At 68.4% G+C, this 15,641-nt stretch carries 17 protein-coding genes; 1 reads left to right on the forward strand and 16 read right to left on the reverse strand.

All coding sequences use genetic code 11. The features are described 5' to 3' along the window. The 16 genes from C882_RS17450 to urtA all read right to left on the reverse strand — a co-directional run. The coding region (locus C882_RS17450; RefSeq protein ID WP_043646272.1) for a DnaJ domain-containing protein at positions 1-607 on the reverse strand (607 nt) is incomplete at its 3' end. A 248-nt stretch (positions 608-855) separates the two neighbouring features. After that, positions 856-2,142, reverse strand: coding sequence for a serine--tRNA ligase (gene serS, locus C882_RS17455; RefSeq protein ID WP_009541984.1), 1,287 nt, complete (start codon positions 2,140-2,142; stop codon positions 856-858). A 94-nt stretch (positions 2,143-2,236) separates the two neighbouring features. Next, the gene (locus tag C882_RS23490) at positions 2,237-2,704 is read right to left on the reverse strand and encodes a YbhB/YbcL family Raf kinase inhibitor-like protein (RefSeq protein ID WP_009541985.1); all 468 of its coding nucleotides are present in this window, start codon (positions 2,702-2,704) and stop codon (positions 2,237-2,239) included. A 99-nt stretch (positions 2,705-2,803) separates the two neighbouring features. Beyond that, positions 2,804-3,238, reverse strand: coding sequence for a CBS domain-containing protein (locus tag C882_RS17465; RefSeq protein ID WP_043646322.1), 435 nt, complete (start codon positions 3,236-3,238; stop codon positions 2,804-2,806). Positions 3,239-3,332: 94 nt separating this feature from the next. Then, positions 3,333-3,968 (reverse strand): urease accessory protein UreG, encoded by a 636-nt coding sequence (gene ureG / locus C882_RS17470; RefSeq protein ID WP_009541987.1) that lies wholly within the window; start codon positions 3,966-3,968, stop codon positions 3,333-3,335. Further along, positions 3,965-4,645 carry an urease accessory protein UreF gene (locus tag C882_RS17475; RefSeq protein WP_009541988.1) on the reverse strand — a complete coding sequence of 227 codons (681 nt, stop codon included), beginning with the start codon at positions 4,643-4,645 and terminating at the stop codon, positions 3,965-3,967. Before C882_RS17475 ends, ureG begins: the two co-directional genes overlap by 4 nt. Beyond that, positions 4,638-5,126: an urease accessory protein UreE gene (gene ureE, locus C882_RS17480; RefSeq protein WP_009541989.1), complete on the reverse strand. Its 489-nt coding sequence runs from the start codon at positions 5,124-5,126 to the stop codon at positions 4,638-4,640. The genes C882_RS17475 and ureE overlap by 8 nt, the downstream gene beginning before the upstream one ends. Positions 5,127-5,342: 216 nt before the next feature. Further along, positions 5,343-7,046, reverse strand: a complete 1,704-nt coding sequence (gene ureC / locus C882_RS17485) for an urease subunit alpha (protein WP_009541990.1) — start codon at positions 7,044-7,046, stop codon at positions 5,343-5,345. 5 nt (positions 7,047-7,051) lie between these two features. After that, the gene (locus tag C882_RS17490; protein WP_009541991.1) at positions 7,052-7,363 is read right to left on the reverse strand and encodes an urease subunit beta; all 312 of its coding nucleotides are present in this window, start codon (positions 7,361-7,363) and stop codon (positions 7,052-7,054) included. 19 nt (positions 7,364-7,382) lie between these two features. Then, positions 7,383-7,685 carry an urease subunit gamma gene (locus tag C882_RS17495; protein WP_009541992.1) on the reverse strand — a complete coding sequence of 101 codons (303 nt, stop codon included), beginning with the start codon at positions 7,683-7,685 and terminating at the stop codon, positions 7,383-7,385. Positions 7,686-7,886: 201 nt separating this feature from the next. After that, the gene (locus C882_RS17500; RefSeq protein WP_052000209.1) at positions 7,887-8,735 is read right to left on the reverse strand and encodes an urease accessory protein UreD; all 849 of its coding nucleotides are present in this window, start codon (positions 8,733-8,735) and stop codon (positions 7,887-7,889) included. Next, positions 8,710-9,405, reverse strand: a complete 696-nt coding sequence (urtE, locus tag C882_RS17505) for an urea ABC transporter ATP-binding subunit UrtE (protein ID WP_009541994.1) — start codon at positions 9,403-9,405, stop codon at positions 8,710-8,712. Before urtE ends, C882_RS17500 begins: the two co-directional genes overlap by 26 nt. Positions 9,406-9,417: 12 nt before the next feature. Next, entirely contained in the window at positions 9,418-10,203 is a 786-nt protein-coding gene (gene urtD, locus C882_RS17510) for an urea ABC transporter ATP-binding protein UrtD (RefSeq protein ID WP_009541995.1), read from the reverse strand. Further along, the gene (gene urtC, locus C882_RS17515) at positions 10,196-11,359 is read right to left on the reverse strand and encodes an urea ABC transporter permease subunit UrtC (protein WP_009541996.1); all 1,164 of its coding nucleotides are present in this window, start codon (positions 11,357-11,359) and stop codon (positions 10,196-10,198) included. Before urtC ends, urtD begins: the two co-directional genes overlap by 8 nt. 27 nt (positions 11,360-11,386) lie before the next feature. Then, positions 11,387-13,045, reverse strand: coding sequence for an urea ABC transporter permease subunit UrtB (urtB, locus tag C882_RS17520; RefSeq protein WP_009541997.1), 1,659 nt, complete (start codon positions 13,043-13,045; stop codon positions 11,387-11,389). Positions 13,046-13,136: 91 nt separating this feature from the next. Continuing rightward, a complete protein-coding gene (gene urtA / locus C882_RS17525) occupies positions 13,137-14,420 on the reverse strand; it encodes an urea ABC transporter substrate-binding protein (RefSeq protein ID WP_009541998.1) in 1,284 nt (427 codons plus the stop codon). Positions 14,421-14,912: 492 nt separating this feature from the next. Here urtA and C882_RS17530 point away from each other — a divergent pair, with 492 nt between their 5' ends. Continuing rightward, positions 14,913-15,620, forward strand: coding sequence for a response regulator transcription factor (locus tag C882_RS17530; RefSeq protein WP_009541999.1), 708 nt, complete (start codon positions 14,913-14,915; stop codon positions 15,618-15,620). Positions 15,621-15,641 lie beyond the last annotated feature (21 nt).

Consider the following 15,641-nt stretch of genomic DNA (forward strand, 5'->3'; position numbering starts at 1 on the left):
GGAACAGCGGGTGCGGGCGGATGTGGACCGACACCAGCGCATCGCCGGCGGGCCCGCCCTCCCGCCCCGGCCGTCCCTGGCCGCGCAGGCGCAGCGTCTGGCCGTCGGCGATACCTTCCGGCACGGTGACGTCCATGCTGTGACCGTCGGGCAGGGTCAGCCGATGGCGGCCGCCGCCCGCAGCTTCCAGGAAGTCCAGGTCCAGGCGATAGAACACATCGGCGCCCCGCCCCTGCGGCCCGCCGCCGCCCCGCCCGCCATGGCGAAAGAGGTCCGAGAACAGGTCCGAGACATCGGCGAAGTCAGCGAAGCCTTCGGTGCTGGTGTAGGGGCCGCCCTGGGTGGTGTATGTGCGCCAGGTGCGGCCGTGCGGGGCGCCGCCCGCCGCCGCTCCGGCGGCCTCTTGCCCACCGGCGTCGTAGCGGGCCCGGCGTTTCGGGTCGCGCAGGGTGTGCCACGCCGCGGCGATGTCCTTGAAGCGGCTGGCGGCCTCCGCATTTCCGGGGTTCAGGTCCGGGTGGTACTGCTTCGCGAGCTTCCGGTAGGCCTTGCGGATGTCCTCCCGCGAGGCCGTGCGGGAGACGCCGAGCACCTCGTATGGGTCCATGATGGCGGCGTCCTGACATGGAAACGGGTCCGGTCCCGCCAGCCTGCCGCCGGGGGAGCGGACCCGTCTTGATCCAGGTTAGAGCCGTTCCCGATCCAACGGAATCGGGAGCGGCGAATAGGGTCGCAAGTGCGACCCCGCGCCGGTCAGGCGCGTGACGCTGCGTGCCGCCTGGAGCCGAAGGCGTGTGCGAAGCACGCACCGCCGCTCTGACACGCACGCGTCAGAGCACATAGGACCGGACGGCTTTAGCCCCTCGGCGGCTCCAGCACGTCGACACCCAGCCACGGACGCAGCACCTCCGGCACCGCCACCGACCCGTCGGGCCGCTGGTGCTGTTCCAGGATGGCCGGGAACAGGCGGCTAGTGGCGAGGCCGGACCCGTTCAGGGTGTGGATGAACTCCGTCTGCTTGGCCCCCTTGGGCTTGAAGCGGATGTTGGCCCGCCGCGCCTGGTAGTCGCGCGCCCAGGAGACCGACGCGACTTCCTTGTAGATGCCGAGCGACGGCAGCCAGACCTCGATGTCGTAGGTCAGCGCCATGGAGGCGCTGGCGTCCTCGGCGGCCAGCAGCGAGGTGCGGTAGTGCAGGCCCAGTTCCTCCATGATGCCCTGGGCGCGGCCGACCAGTTCATCCAGCGCGGCCTTGCCGTCCTCGGGCGCGGTGAACTGGAACATCTCCACCTTGTTGAACTGGTGGCCGCGGATCATGCCGCGTTCCTCGGTGCGCGCGCTGCCCGCCTCGCGGCGGTAGCACGGCGTGTAGGCGAAGCACTTGGTGGGCAGCTGCTCGGGCTTGAGGATCTCGTCGCGATAGACGTTCAGGATCGCCGTTTCGGCCGTCGGCAGCAGGAAGCGGTCGCGCTCGCCCTCGTCCGTCTGCAGGTGGAAGACGTCGTCGGTGAACTTGGGGAACTGGCCGGCGGCGTATCCGCATTCATGCACCAGCATGTGCGGCGGCAGCAGGAACTGGTAGCCGTCCTTGAAGTGCTTCTGGCAGAAGTAGTTGAGCAGCGCCCATTCCAGCGCCGCGCCCATGCCGGTATACAGCCAGAAGCCGCTGCCGCCGATCTTCACCCCGCGCTCGTAGTCGATCAGGTTCAGGCGCTGGGACAGCTCCACGTGGTCAAGGCCCCAGTCGCCGCGGTCCGGCGCCTCGCCCCAGGTGTGGACGACCTGGTTGTTCTCCTTGCCGCCCGGCGGGACGATCTCGTCGGGAATGTTGGGCAGTTCGGCCAGCAGGCGCTGAAGCTTGTCCTTGATGGCGTCCAGTTCCGGCTCGCCGTCCTCGATGCCCTTCTTGATCTCGGCGGCGCGGGCCTCCAGGTCGGCCGAGTCCTCGCCGGCCTTCTTCTTCTGGCCGATCTGGCGCGCGATGTCCTTGCGCTCCGCCCGCAGCGCCTCGATCTGCCCGATCAACTCGCGCGAGCGCCGATCCAGCTCCAGGATCTCGCTGAAGTCCACGTCGGGCAGGCGCTTGGCGAGCCCACGGGCCACGGCGTCCGGGTCGGCTTTGATCTGCTTGAGGTCGAGCATGTGAGGCGGTCTCGATGTGTGGGTGGGACACGATGTGCGGTGCAGCGGTTATACCCACCCCCCGCCCGCCGCTCAAGAGCCGCCCGGCCCCGCCTTACGGTGCACGGGTGTAGTGGAAGGACAGCTCCGCCTCATCCTTTGCCGCCGCCTCGGCGGCCTCGATCACCGCATGGGCGTCGGCGCCGGGCGCCAAGTCCAGCGTCCGGTCCAGGGCCAGCAGGCGCAGCCGCAGGTCCAGGCGCTTGCTGATGGTGCCGACGGGCGCGTCGTAACCGGTCTTGCCGGCGTCGCCCTTGGCCTGCTCGATGGGCAGATCGTCGGGGTCGGTCTGCGACATGATGCCTTCCGGCAGGCCGCTCATGCCCGGCGCCATGCCGTAGACGCACCAGTGGACGTGCGGCGGCTGGGTTGCGGGCGTCGTCTGCTCCATCACCAGCACCAGTTCCTTCGTGCCGGCCGGAACGCCGGACCAGGAGACGGGCGGCGAGAAGGCGCGGTCGTCCTTGCTGTAGCGCTGCGGCAGCTCTCCGCCGGGCTTGATGGCGTCGCTTGTAATGTGCATTGGCTCCTCCCTTGGTGGTTGCGTCTGCGGACACAACGAACGGCGCCCCGACCGGGTGGCCGAGGCGCCGTCGTATTCGGGCGTGTGCGGGCGGATCGCCTACATCTTGCGTTCCTGACCCGACGGGCTGGCGATGTCGCGATAGGCGATGTACTCGGCGTGCTCGACGCCCGCCTTCGCCAGGTCGGCCACCGTGACCACGCCGCACATCCGCTTGTCATGATTGATGACCGGCATGCGGCGGATCTGGTGCTCGGCCATGCTCTTGGCGGCCTTCTCCACGTCGTCGTCGTCGAAACACCACAGCACGCCCTCGCTCATGGCGTCGCGCACCGTGGCGCTGGACAGGTCGGTGTCGCCGGCGACGCAGCGCACGGTGATGTCGCGATCCGTCACCACGCCGATCAGCTTGTCGTTCTCGCCCACGGGGAAGGCGCCGATGTCCTCGTCCCGCATACGCTTGGCGCATTCGCGGATGGTGGTGTTGGGGTCGACGAGGTGGACGTCCTTGCTCATGATTTCGCTGACGTTCATGGTTTCCTCCACGTCGGGTTTCTGGGGTGGACCGGCCCGGCGGCCGGACTTATCCACCCAACACCTGCCCGGCGGGACGGTTCCCCAGCTACGCCTAGCGACCGCCGAGAGCGGCCCTCAGCCCCCCTTTATGCACAAGGAAATTCACCACTTCCGCCACGCCCTTCCCCTCCTTGACCTGGGCGAAGAGAAAGGGCCGGTCGCCGCGCATCTTTTTCGCGTCCCGGTCCATCACCTCCAGCGAGGCGCCCACCAGCGGCGCGAGGTCGATTTTATTGATGATGAGAAGGTCGGATCGCGTGATGCCCGGCCCGCCCTTGCGGGGGATCTTGTCGCCGGCGGAGACGTCGATGACGTAGATGGTGATGTCCGCCAGTTCCGGCGAGAACGTGGCCGACAGGTTGTCGCCGCCGCTTTCGACGAAGATCACCTCCAGGTCCGGGAACTTCGCGTGCATGTCCGCCACCGCCGCGAGGTTGATGGAGGCGTCCTCGCGGATGGCGGTGTGGGGGCAGCCGCCGGTCTCCACCCCCGCGATGCGGTCCGGCGGAAGCGCCCCGGAGCGGGTGAGGAATTCCGCGTCCTCCCGCGTGTAGATGTCGTTGGTGATGGCGGCGATGCGCCAGTGGTCGCGCATGGTTTTGCACAGCGCGTCCAGCAGGGCCGTCTTGCCCGAGCCGACGGGGCCGCCGATGCCGACGCGAAGCGGAGAGGAAGCGGATGCGGTCATGAGCGGAAGAGCCTCGTGTATTGCGTTTCGTGGAACATGCTGAACAGGTCGACCACCGGCGCCGCCGCGCCCAGGTCGTCCCAATCCCGGCCGAGCGCCGCCGCGGCGGCCTCGTGAACGGTGTCCGCCAGCGCGGCCTGCGCCTTCTGCCCATCGGTCTGCCCCAGCGGCACCAAGCGCACGGCCGCACTCACCAAATTGGCAGCGAGCGCATGGAGGAAGGCCGTCAGCGCGGGCGCCAGCGGCACGCCGTGGGCCGAGGCGGCGACGGCCACCGCGACGGGATAGGCGGGCGGACGTTCCAGCGCCCTGCAGCGGGTCGCCAGATCCTCCAGCCTCGGATGCGGCCAGCTTGCGGTGACGGCGGTGAGGAAGGCGCGGCCCTGGTTGGCGCTCTCCATGGCCAGTTCCGCCGTGCCGCGCAGCGCGTCGGCGACCTCGATCACCCGGTCGAGCGCCGCCCCCTCCGCCCCGTGCGCCTCGCGGAACAGGTCGGCGTCGGAGCGGCCGGCGCCGTGCAGCAGCACGCCCTCCACCCAATCGGTGAGCGTCTGGCGGTCGCGCACGGCGCCTGTCTCCACCGCCCATTCCAGACCATGTGAATACGTATAAGCTCCGACGGGGAAGGAGGGCGAGAGCCACGTCATCAGGCGATAGAGGCCGGACTCGTCAAGCATGGGCGTGGCCGCCCTCATCGTGGGAGTGGGAATGCCCATGCCCGCCGCCGGAATAGGCGCCGCCCTCGGGCTGGAAGGGCTGGGTCTTGCGGGTGACGGAGGCGCCGAGGCCCTCCACCATGGCGGCGATCACATGATCCCAGCCAATGCGGAGCGTCCGGTTATCCACCACCTGAAGCGGCAGGTGCCGGTTGCCCAGGTGCCAGGCGACGCGGGCCAGATGGACGGCATCGGCGCATCCGATCTCCGCCACGTCCTCCGCCGCCGCGATGACGCGCAAGGTCCCTCCGTCCTCCAGCGCCAGCCCGTCGCCGTGGTTGAGCATGACGGCATCGGGCAGGTCCAGCAGCACCGCCCCGCCCTGGTCGGTCTCCAGCCGGATGCGCCGGCGGTGACGCTCGGCCATGGGCAGGGTGACGGAGCCGGTGGCGGATTCGGCATCCCAGGAGTGGGCGGGAAGGACGCGTGTGGCGCGGATCATTCTTGGAAGGGTCTCCTGTATGTTTCTTGAAGCCACTAAGACACAAAGAACACAAAGGCTTCGCGGCTGCGCCGCGATTGATTCGTGAGGGAGGCGCGGCCTCCCTCACACTCCCTCGGGGCGGGGGGTTCTAAGGGGCCAGGACCGGCCGGCTCAGCCAGGCGGGCTCGCTTCGTGTTCTTCGTGTCTTTGTGGCCTCGCTGCACACCGTTTGGCTCAGAACAGGAAATACCGCTGCGCCATGGGCAGCACCTCGGCCGGCTCGCAGGTCAGCAGTTCTCCGTCGGCGCGGACCTCGTAGGTTTCCGGGTCCACGTCGATCTTCGGGCAGGCGTCGTTGAGCACCATGTCGGCCTTGGTGACCGACCGGCAGCCCTCCACCGCCAGCAGCGCCCGGTTCAGCCCCAGCGCCTCTCCCAGGCCCGTGGCCGCACCGGAGACGAAGGTTACGCAGGATGCCTGCATGGACCGGCCGAAGGCGCCGAACATGGGGCGGTAGTGCACCGGCTGGGGCGTCGGGATCGATGCGTTGGGATCTCCCATCAGCGCCGACATGATGGTGCCGGCCTTCAGCACCATGTCGGGCTTGGCGCCGAAGAAGGCCGGCGACCACAGCACCAGGTCTGCCAGCTTCCCCACCTCCACAGAGCCGACGTGTTTGGAAATGCCGTGGGTGATGGCGGGATTGATGGTGTACTTGGCAATGTAGCGCCGGGCGCGGAGGTTGTCGTTCTCGCCCTGCTCCCCGTCCAAGCGGCCGCGCTGAACCTTCATCTTGTGGGCCGTCTGCCAGGTGCGGGTGATGACCTCCCCCGCTCGGCCCATGGCCTGGCTGTCCGACGCGATGATGGAAAACGCGCCCAGGTCGTGGAGGATATCCTCCGCCGCGATGGTCTCGCGCCGGATGCGGCTTTCGGCAAAGGCCACGTCCTCGGGAATTTTCGGGTCCAGGTGATGGCACACCATGAGCATGTCCAGATGCTCGTCCAGCGTGTTCACCGTGAAGGGGCGCGTGGGGTTGGTGCTGGAAGGCAGCACGTTCGCCTCGCCGGCCAGCTTGATGATGTCCGGCGCGTGCCCGCCGCCCGCGCCTTCCGTGTGGAAGGCGTGGATGGTGCGGCCCTTGAAGGCGGCCACGGTGTCTTCCACGAAGCCCGACTCGTTCAGCGTGTCGGTGTGGATGGCGACCTGCACGTCCATCTCTTCCGCCACGGTCAGGCAGCAGTCGATGGCCGACGGCGTGGTACCCCAGTCCTCGTGCAGCTTCAGGCCGATGGCGCCCGCCGCCACCTGCTCCCGAAGTGAATCGGGGCGGCTGGCGTTGCCCTTGCCGAAGAAGCCGATGTTGACCGGCAGCCCTTCCGCCGCCTGGAGCATCCGCGCCATGTGCCAGGGGCCGGGCGTGCAGGTGGTGGCGTTGGTGCCCGCCGCCGGACCGGTGCCGCCGCCCAGCATGGTTGTGACGCCCGAATGCAGGGCGTCCTCCACCTGTTGCGGGCAGATCCAGTGGATGTGGGCGTCGATGCCGCCCGCCGTCAGGATCTTGCCCTCGCCGGCGATGACCTCCGTCCCCGGCCCGATGATGATGTCGACACCGTCCTGGATGTCGGGGTTGCCGGCCTTGCCGATGGCGGCGATGCGGCCGTCCTTCAGCCCCACGTCCGCCTTCACCACGCCCCAGTGATCCAGGATCAGCGCGTTGGTGATGACGGTGTCCACCGCCCCTTGCGCTCGAGAGCGTTGCGATTGCCCCATGCCGTCGCGGATGACCTTGCCGCCGCCGAACTTCACTTCCTCGCCATGGGTGGTGAAGTCCTTTTCCACCTCGATGAACAGCTCGGAGTCCGCGAGCCGGACACGGTCGCCGGTGGTCGGGCCGAACATGCCGGCGTAGGAGCCTCGGTCGATTGTGTACGCCATGCCTGTCAGCCCTCCAGCTTGCCGTCCACGTGGCCGTTGAAGCCGATCACCACGCCGTCGCCGTCGTAAGGAATCAGTTCCACATCGCGGGACTGGCCGGGCTCGAACCGCACCGCCGAGCCGGCCGGAATGTCCAGCCGCTGGCCGCGCGCCTTGCCCCGGTCGAACTCCAGGGCCGGGTTCACTTCCGCGAAGTGGAAGTGGCTGCCCACCTGCACCGGGCGGTCGCCGGTGTTCTTGACGGTGACGGTGGTGGTCGGGCGGTCGGCGTTCAGAACGATGTCGCCGTCCGCCGGGATGATCTCGCCGGGAATCATGGTGCCGGGCTCCTTCTCGTCAGCGGATGGGCGCATGGACGGTCACCAGCTTGGTGCCGTCGGGGAAGGTGGCTTCCACCTGGATTTCGTGGATCATCTCAGCCACGCCCTCCATCACCTGGTCGCGCGTGATGACGGTGGCGCCGTCGCGCATGAGGTCCGCCACCGACCGCCCGTCGCGCGCGCCCTCCACCACGTAATCGGTGATGAGCGCCACGGCCTCGGGGTGGTTGAGCTTCACCCCCCGCTCCAGCCGCCGCCGCGCCACCATGGCGGCCATGGAGACCAGCAGCTTGTCCTTCTCGCGCGGTGTCAGGTTCATCGTCGCTCCCTCGTTCGTTAGGCGAGGCCACAAAGACACGAAGTACACAAAGGCTTCGCGGCTGCGCCGCGATGATTTGCGAGGGAGGCACGGCCTCCCTCACGCTCCCGCGATGACTTTCCGGTCGCCTGGACCAGACGGTGCCGCAGGGCGGGATAGCTTCGTGTACTTTGTGCCTTTGTGGCTGTCATTTTCCCGATGTCACACATGCCAAAGCCTCGGCAGCTTCTCCGGCAGGCCCTCGGCGCGGTGGCGGAGCCAGGCCCATGCGCGGCCGAAATCGCAGCGCATGGCTTGCGCGTCATGACCCAGCCAGCGCGCCACCAGCACGCCGCCGACCACCGTCGCCCCACGCATCGCCCCCTCCTCCGTCGGCAGATCACGGAGGCCGTCGCGCAGGTCTTCCAGGTCAGGCCCGACGAAGACCGCCGTCGCCGCCGCCACCGCCCCGCCGAAGCCCGAGGAAGCGTCCACGGCGCGGCGCAGGTCGCCCTCCAGGTGAAGCGCGTCCATCCAGGCCAGACGCCCGCCGACACGCACCTCCCACGCATCGCGCAGCAGGCCCGTGCGGACGGTCTCGCCATGAGCGGTACGGCCGAGCACCACCATCTCCCCGGCCAGCGCCCGGCCGCCCTCGGCCACGTCCAGGCGGGTGCGGCGGCGCAGGCGGGCGGCGTCGAACAGGATGGTCTCCTGCGGCAGCCATTCCAGCCACGCGCCCTCACCCGCCGTCAGCGTCACGTCCATGCGCACGTCCGGGCCGAGGGAGCGGTAGACCTTCTCCGCCGCCTGCGCCATGGCGAGCAGGCGCCCGCCGGGCTCCGCCTCCACGGCGACCGTCAGCGAGTCGCCGCCGACGAGGCCGCCGGCGGTGTTGGTGAGGCAGGCGGTCAGGGGCTCCCCCGGCGGCACGCGGGGCAGCAGGGCACGCAGGGGAGCGCGCTGCTCCAGGGCCCGAAGGCCGCGCGGACCGGCGGAAACATGCAAAAGACCGTGGAGCCGGGAGGGTTCGGCGGCGGCGCGCTCAGACGGTGAGGTAACGGCGTACATCCTCTTCCTTCATGCTCTCGCGCGTTCCGGCGAGGACGACCTCGCCCCGGTCCATGACAGCATAATCATCCGCCAGGTCGCGGGCGAACTCGAAATACTGTTCGACCAGCAGGATCGCCATGTCGCCCCGGCTCGCCAGAAGGCGGATGACGCGTTCGATGTCCTTGATGATGCTGGGCTGGATGCCCTCCGTCGGTTCGTCCAGCACCAGCAGGCGCGGCTTCGTCACCAGCGCCCGGCCGATGGCGAGCTGCTGCTGCTGCCCGCCGGAAAGATCGCCGCCGCGCCGGCCGAGCATGGACTTCAGCACAGGGAACAGCTCGAACACCTCGTCCGGCACTTTGCGCTGCCCGCGCGGCAGGCAGGCGTAGGCCGTTTCCAGGTTCTCGCGGACCGTCAGGCGGGGGAAGATTTCCCGGCCCTGGGGCACGTAGGCGATCCCCCGCCGCGCGCGCTGGTGGGTGGGCATGCGGGTGATGTCGTCGTCCTCCCACCGGATATCCCCGCGCGACACCGGATGCAGGCCCAGGATGGCGTTGAGCATGGATGTCTTGCCGACGCCGTTGCGGCCCAGCAGGCAGGTCACCTTGCCCTTCTCCGCCGTCAGCCCCACCCCGCGCAGGATGTGGGAGGCGCCGTAGTGCAGGTGGATGTCGGATGTGGTCAGCATGGCCCCTCGCCCTCAGCGCCCAAGGTAGACTTCAATGACGCGCTCGTCCGCCTGCACCTTGGCGAGCGAGCCTTCCGCCAGCACGGACCCCTCGTGCAGCACCGTGACCTTGCAGTCGAGGTTGCGGACGAACTCCATGTCGTGCTCCACCACCAGCACCGACCGGTCGCGGGCGATCTCGCGCAGAAGCTCGGCGGTCTGCTCCGTCTCGGCGTCGGTCATGCCGGCGACGGGCTCGTCCAGCATGAGGAAGCGCGGGTCCTGGGCGAACAACATGCCGATCTCCAGCCATTGCTTCTGCCCGTGGGACAGCGCCCCGGCGGAGGTATGGGCGCGGTCGGTCAGGCGGATGGTCCCCAGCACCGCGTCGATGCGGTCGCGCTGCTCTCCCATCAGGCGGGCCAGCAGCACGGCGAAGGTGCCGCGCGGGCCTTTCAGCGCCAGTTCCAGGTTCTCGAACACCGTCAGGTTCTCGAACACCGTCGGCTTCTGGAACTTGCGCCCGATGCCCATGTTGGCGATGGCGGCTTCGTCGTGTTTCGTCAGGTCCACGTTGCCGTCGTAGAGCACCGTGCCCTCGTCGGGCCGGGTCTTGCCGGTGATGACGTCCATCATGGTGGTCTTGCCGGCGCCGTTGGGGCCGATGATGGTGCGCATCTCGCCGGGCCGGACGATGAAGCTGAGCGAGTTCAGCGCCTTGAAGCCGTCGAAACTGACCGTCACGCCGTCCAGGTAGAGGATGGAGTCGGCGGCCAGCACGTCATGGCGCGGCGCCTGTTGCACGGCGTTCTCAGGCATGGGTTTCCTCCGTGGCCTTGGGGGCGGGCGTGGGGGATGCCTTGGGCATGGCACGGCGCTGGCGGCGCTTCAGCAACCCGAACAGCCCCACCAACCCCTTGGGCAGGAACAGCGTCACCACCACGAACAGCGACCCCAAGAAGAACAGCCACACCTCCGGCGCCACGCCCGTGAAGAAGGACTTGGCGGCGTTGACGCTCATGGCGCCGAGGATTGGGCCGAACAGCGTCCCACGCCCGCCGACGGCGGTCCAGATGGCGATCTCGATGGAGTTGGCGGGAGAAAACTCGGACGGGTTGATGATGCCCACCTGCGGCACATAGAGCGCCCCCGCCACCCCCGCGATCATGGCCGAGACCACGAAGGCGAACAGCTTGGCGCCCGTCACCGAATGGCCGAGGAACCGCACCCGGCTCTCGGCGTCGCGCACCGCCAGAAGCACGCGGCCCAGGCGCGAGGTCACGATGAACCGCGCGGCCAGATAGGCCGCCGCCAGCATCAGCACGGTAGCGACATAGAGGCCCACCTTGGTGCTGTCGCGGCTCATGCTGAAGCCCAGGATGTCCTTGAAGTCGGTCAGGCCGTTGTTGCCGCCGAACCCCATCTCGTTGCGGAAGAACGCCAGCATCAGCGCGTAGGTCATCGCCTGGGTGATGATGGAGAAATAGACGCCCGTGATGCGCGAGCGGAACGCCAGCCAGCCGAACACGAAGGCCAGCACGCCGGGCACGATCAGCACCATGACGGCGGTGAAGGCGAAGCTGTCAAACCCCATCCAGTACCAGGGCAGGCTGTCCCAGTTCAGGAACACCATGAAGTCCGGCAGCTCGGCGTTGCCATAGACGCCCCGGTCGCCGATCTGGCGCATCAGGTACATGCCCATGACATAGCCGCCCAGGGCGAAGAAGGCGCCGTGGCCCAAACTCAAGGCCCCGGCGAAGCCCCACACAAGGTCAAGCGCCAGCGCCAGCATGGCGTAGCAGAGGTACTTGCCCAGAAGCTGCACAACATAGGTCGGCACATGCAGCGGGTGGCCGGGCTCCAGCGCCATGTTGAGCACGGGCACCACCAGGGCGAAGCCCAGCACGGTCAGCAGGACGGCGGTCCAGCCCTTGCGGTTCTCCAGCCCGGCGAGGCGGCGGGTGATCGGTCCCATTTTGTCGGTCTCCCTTCCCGGCCGCGATCAGTTTTCGAAGGCCCGGCCGCGCAGGGCGAACAGCCCGCGGGGGCGCTTCTGGATGAACAGGATGATGAACACCAGCACCAGGATCTTGGCGAGCATGGCGCCGGCCATGGGCTCCAGGAACTTGTTGACGATGCCGAGGCTGAACGCCCCCGCCAGTGCGCCCCACAAGGATCCGACGCCGCCGAACACCACCACCAGGAAGCTGTCGACAATGTACGCCTGCCCGAGGTTGGGACTGACGTTCGCGACCTGGCTGATGGCGACGCCCGCAACGCCCGCGATGCCCGATCCCAGCCCGAAGGTCAGGGCGTCCACCCGGCCCGTCGGGATGCCCATGGCCGACGCCATGCGCCGGTTCTGGGTGACGGCGCGCATGTTCAGCCCCATGGAAGACCAGCGCAGGTAGGCCGCCAGCCCCGCCAGGACCGCCAGCGCGAACAGCACGATGGCGATGCGGTTGGCCGTCAGCGACAGGCCCAGAAGCTCCACCGATCCGCTCATCCAGTCGGGGTTGGCGACCTGCCGGTTGGTGGCGCCGAAGATGGACCGCACGGCCTGCTGAAGAATCAGACTGATGCCCCAGGTCGCCAGCAGGGTTTCCAGCGGGCGGCCGTTGAGGAAGCGGATGATGCCCCGCTCCATCGCCACGCCGACCGCGCCCGCGACCATGAAGGCGGCCGGGATCGCCACCAGCAGGTAGAGGCCGAAGACCTCCGGCGGCAGGGTGGCACGGAACACCTGCTGGACCACGAAGGTGGTGTAGGCGCCCAGCATGATCATCTCGCCGTGGGCCATGTTGATGACGCCCATGACGCCAAACGTGATGGCAAGCCCGATGGCCGCCAGCAGCAGGATGGAGCCCGCCGACAGGCCGAAGATCAGGTCCTGCCCCACCCCCAGCACCGCCAGCCGGGTGTCGATGGCCTCCACGGCATCGGCGGCGGCCAGGCGAACGGGCTCCGCCACCGCCTCGTCGTTGGCGACGCGGGTCAGTAGCGCGCGAATGGCGGGGTCGGTGGTGTCCGCAAGGGTCTCGACCGCCGCGATGCGCTCCGCCTCCGCCCCCTCACCCATGAGGCGGGAGGCCGCCAGGGCGCGCTCCATGAGCGCCTTGACGCCGGCATCGGCCTCCGCCTCCACCGCCGCCGACAGCGCTGGGATGGCATCGGCCGAGGGGTTGTCGAGGGCCTGACGGGCGGCGCTCATCCGCAAGGCCGGGTCGGCGCTGGTCAGTTGCAGGGAGCCGAGCGCGTTCTCGATCTGCACGCGGATGGTGTTGTTGGCAACGATCTTGGCGAGCTTCCGCGATGAGCTTTCCGTGCCCGCGTCCTCGCCGGTCACCGCGTCCGTCAGGGCGTAGGTGTTGCCGTTATAGGCGCCGATGACGATGCGCTCCGACCCCCGGTGGCGGAACAGCTGCCCGGCGGACAGGGCCTCCAGCACGGGCGCCGTGCGCGGATGGCCCAGCGCGGCGAGCGCCGAGACGGCGTCGGCCTTTTCGGCGAAGCTGCGCTGGTCCAGCGCTTCCACGGCCTGGGCGAAGGCGGCGTCATCGGCGGCGCGGGCCGGCAGGGCGGCGGCGACGGCCAGAACGAAGGCCAGCAGCAGCGCGCAGACCAGCGCGACCAGCCCTTGCGGCGATCGGATGCGGGACACGGGGCGGTCTCCCAGGAAGTCGGATAGGGGGAACTGGAACAGAGTGGACGCGGCCCGACCCGCGCGGGGTCGGGCCGCTCCTCAAGCCGCCTTACATGGCGGGGTCGCCGAACTTCGGCTTCTCGCAGTTGCCGCAGACCCACGGGTAGGTCCAGTCGGCGGTCAGCTTGGCCGACTCGGGCAGGAAGTCCGACCACGCATCGCCGGGCACCAGGTCATCGGTGCGCGAGACGGTGGCGAACTGGCCGTCGGGCTGGATCTCGCCGATCAGCACCGGCTTGGTGATGTGGTGGTTGGTCAGCATGGTGGAGATGCCGCCGGTCAGGTTGGGCACCTCCTGGCCGTACATGGCCTGGCGCACGGCGTCCACATCGGTGGTGCCGGCCTGCTCGACCGCCTGCTTCCACATATTGAAGCCGATGTAGTGGGCCTCCATGGGGTCGTTGGTCACCCGGCCGTCATCGCCGGTGAAGGCGTGCCACTTCTCGATGAAGGCGTCGTTCTCCGGCGTCATCTCGGACATGAAGTAGTTCCAGGCGGCCATGTGGCCGACCAGCGGGCCGGTGTCGATGCCGGCCAGTTCCTCTTCACCGACAGAGAACGCGATGACCGGAATGTCCTGGGCTTCCAGGCCCTGGTTGGCGAGTTCCTTGTAGAACGGCACGTTGGCGTCGCCGTTGATGGTGGAGACCACGGCCGTCTTCTTGCCCGCCGAGCCGAAGCTCTTGATGTCGGAGACGATCGTCTGCCAGTCGGAATGGCCGAAGGGCGTGTAGTTGATCATGATGTCGCTTTCCGCGACGCCCTTGTCCTTCAGGTACTGGGCCAGGATCTTGTTGGTGGTGCGCGGGTAGACGTAGTCGGTGCCCGCCAGCACGAAGCGCTCCACGCCCAGGTCGTTCAGCAGGTAGTCCACCGCCGGGATGGCCTGCTGGTTGGGGGCGGCACCCGTGTAGAAGATGTTGCGCGAGCTTTCCTCGCCCTCGTACTGCACGGGGTAGAACAGCAGGCCGTTCAGTTCCTCCACCACCGGCAGCACGGACTTGCGCGAGACCGAGGTCCAGCAGCCGAAGATGACGTCCACCTGCTCCTTCTCCAGCAGCTCGCGGGTCTTTTCCGCGAACAGCGGCCAGTCGGAGGCGGGGTCGACCACCACCGGCTCGATCTGCTTGCCCAGCACGCCGCCGTTGGCGTTGGCGTCCTCGATGAGCATGAGCATGGCGTCCTTCAGCGTGGTCTCGCTGATCGCCATGGTGCCGGACAGGGAATGGAGGATGCCGACCTTGATGGTGTCGGCGGCCTGGGCGGAGACGGTCACACCGGTCAGGCCGGCAAGGCAGACGGCGCCGGCGATAAGAGAGCGGATACGCTTCATCGGTCGTGGTCCTCGTTCCGTGACGTGAATGACGCCCTTCCCTTGGCAGGTTCCGTGCCAGACCGATCAAGCTGTTGATATTGCTGGAAACCCGGTGCCGCGGTGCGGCAATTCCGACCTGTCTGGCGTGTTGCACTGCCGCATAACGGCGCATTCATGCACAATGAAAAGGCATCTTACGCAAATGCTCATTCCTTCCGCTCAGGCGCATCCGAATTCCCCGAAAGGACGTATATGTATTGCGGCCTTGGCGATATCGGGCTATGTCTAGGTCTTGTCTACTTGTTTTCTATAATGTTTCCGCCCCTGCGCGACTTATCCACAGACTTTTTCTTGTTTGTGTCTCCGAATGAGCCCCGCGAACGCCCTCCGCCGCATCTTTTCCACCGCGTGTTTCCCGAGTGTGTCCGTCCGGCATTTCCACGCGGGCGGTTGGCGGCGCGCCTCGGGCGTGACACCATGGACGGACGGAGACGCCGGAGCCCCAACCCGATGATGAACCGAAAGCGCATCCTGGTCGTCGAGGACGACGGTGCGGTGCGGGAGATGATTGCCGCTTTCCTGAGCAACGCCGGCTACGACGTGCAAACGGCGGCCGACGGCTTCGCCATGCAGCAGGTGCTGGAAAGCGCGCCGGTGGACCTTCTGCTGCTGGACCTCGGCCTGCCCGACTGCGACGGGCTGGAGGTGGCGCGCGCGCTGCGGGCCCGGTCGAAGCTGGGCATCATCATGGTGACGTCCCGCGACGAACCCGACGCCCGCGCCGACGGGCTGGAGACGGGTGCGGACGACTACATCACCAAGCCCTTCTTCCCGCGCGAGCTTCTGGCCCGCGTGCGCAACGTGCTCGACCGGGCGGGCGGCGGAAACCTGGACATGGTGGCGGCGCAGACGGCCGTCTTCGGGGGCTGGATCATGGACCGCCCCAACCGCCGCGTGGTGTCGGAGGACGGCCGCGCCGCCGCGCTGACAGGGGCGGAGTTCGACCTTCTGGCCGCCCTGGTGGACCAGCCGGGCGTGCTGCTGACGCGCGAGGCCCTGGCGGCGGCGGTGGCGGAGAAAAAGCCCGGCGCCGGGCCGCGCGCCATCGACATCCTGGTCAGCCGCCTGCGCCGCAAGCTCGACGACGACGGCACGCTGATCGAGACATGCCGGGGCCATGGGTACAGGTTCGCGGGGGTCGTCGCGCGGGGCGGGTGAGGGTTACAAGAGGGGTGCGGC

The organism is Caenispirillum salinarum AK4 (genome assembly GCF_000315795.1).
GTDB classification, from domain to species: Bacteria; Pseudomonadota; Alphaproteobacteria; order Rhodospirillales; family Rhodospirillaceae; genus Caenispirillum; species Caenispirillum salinarum.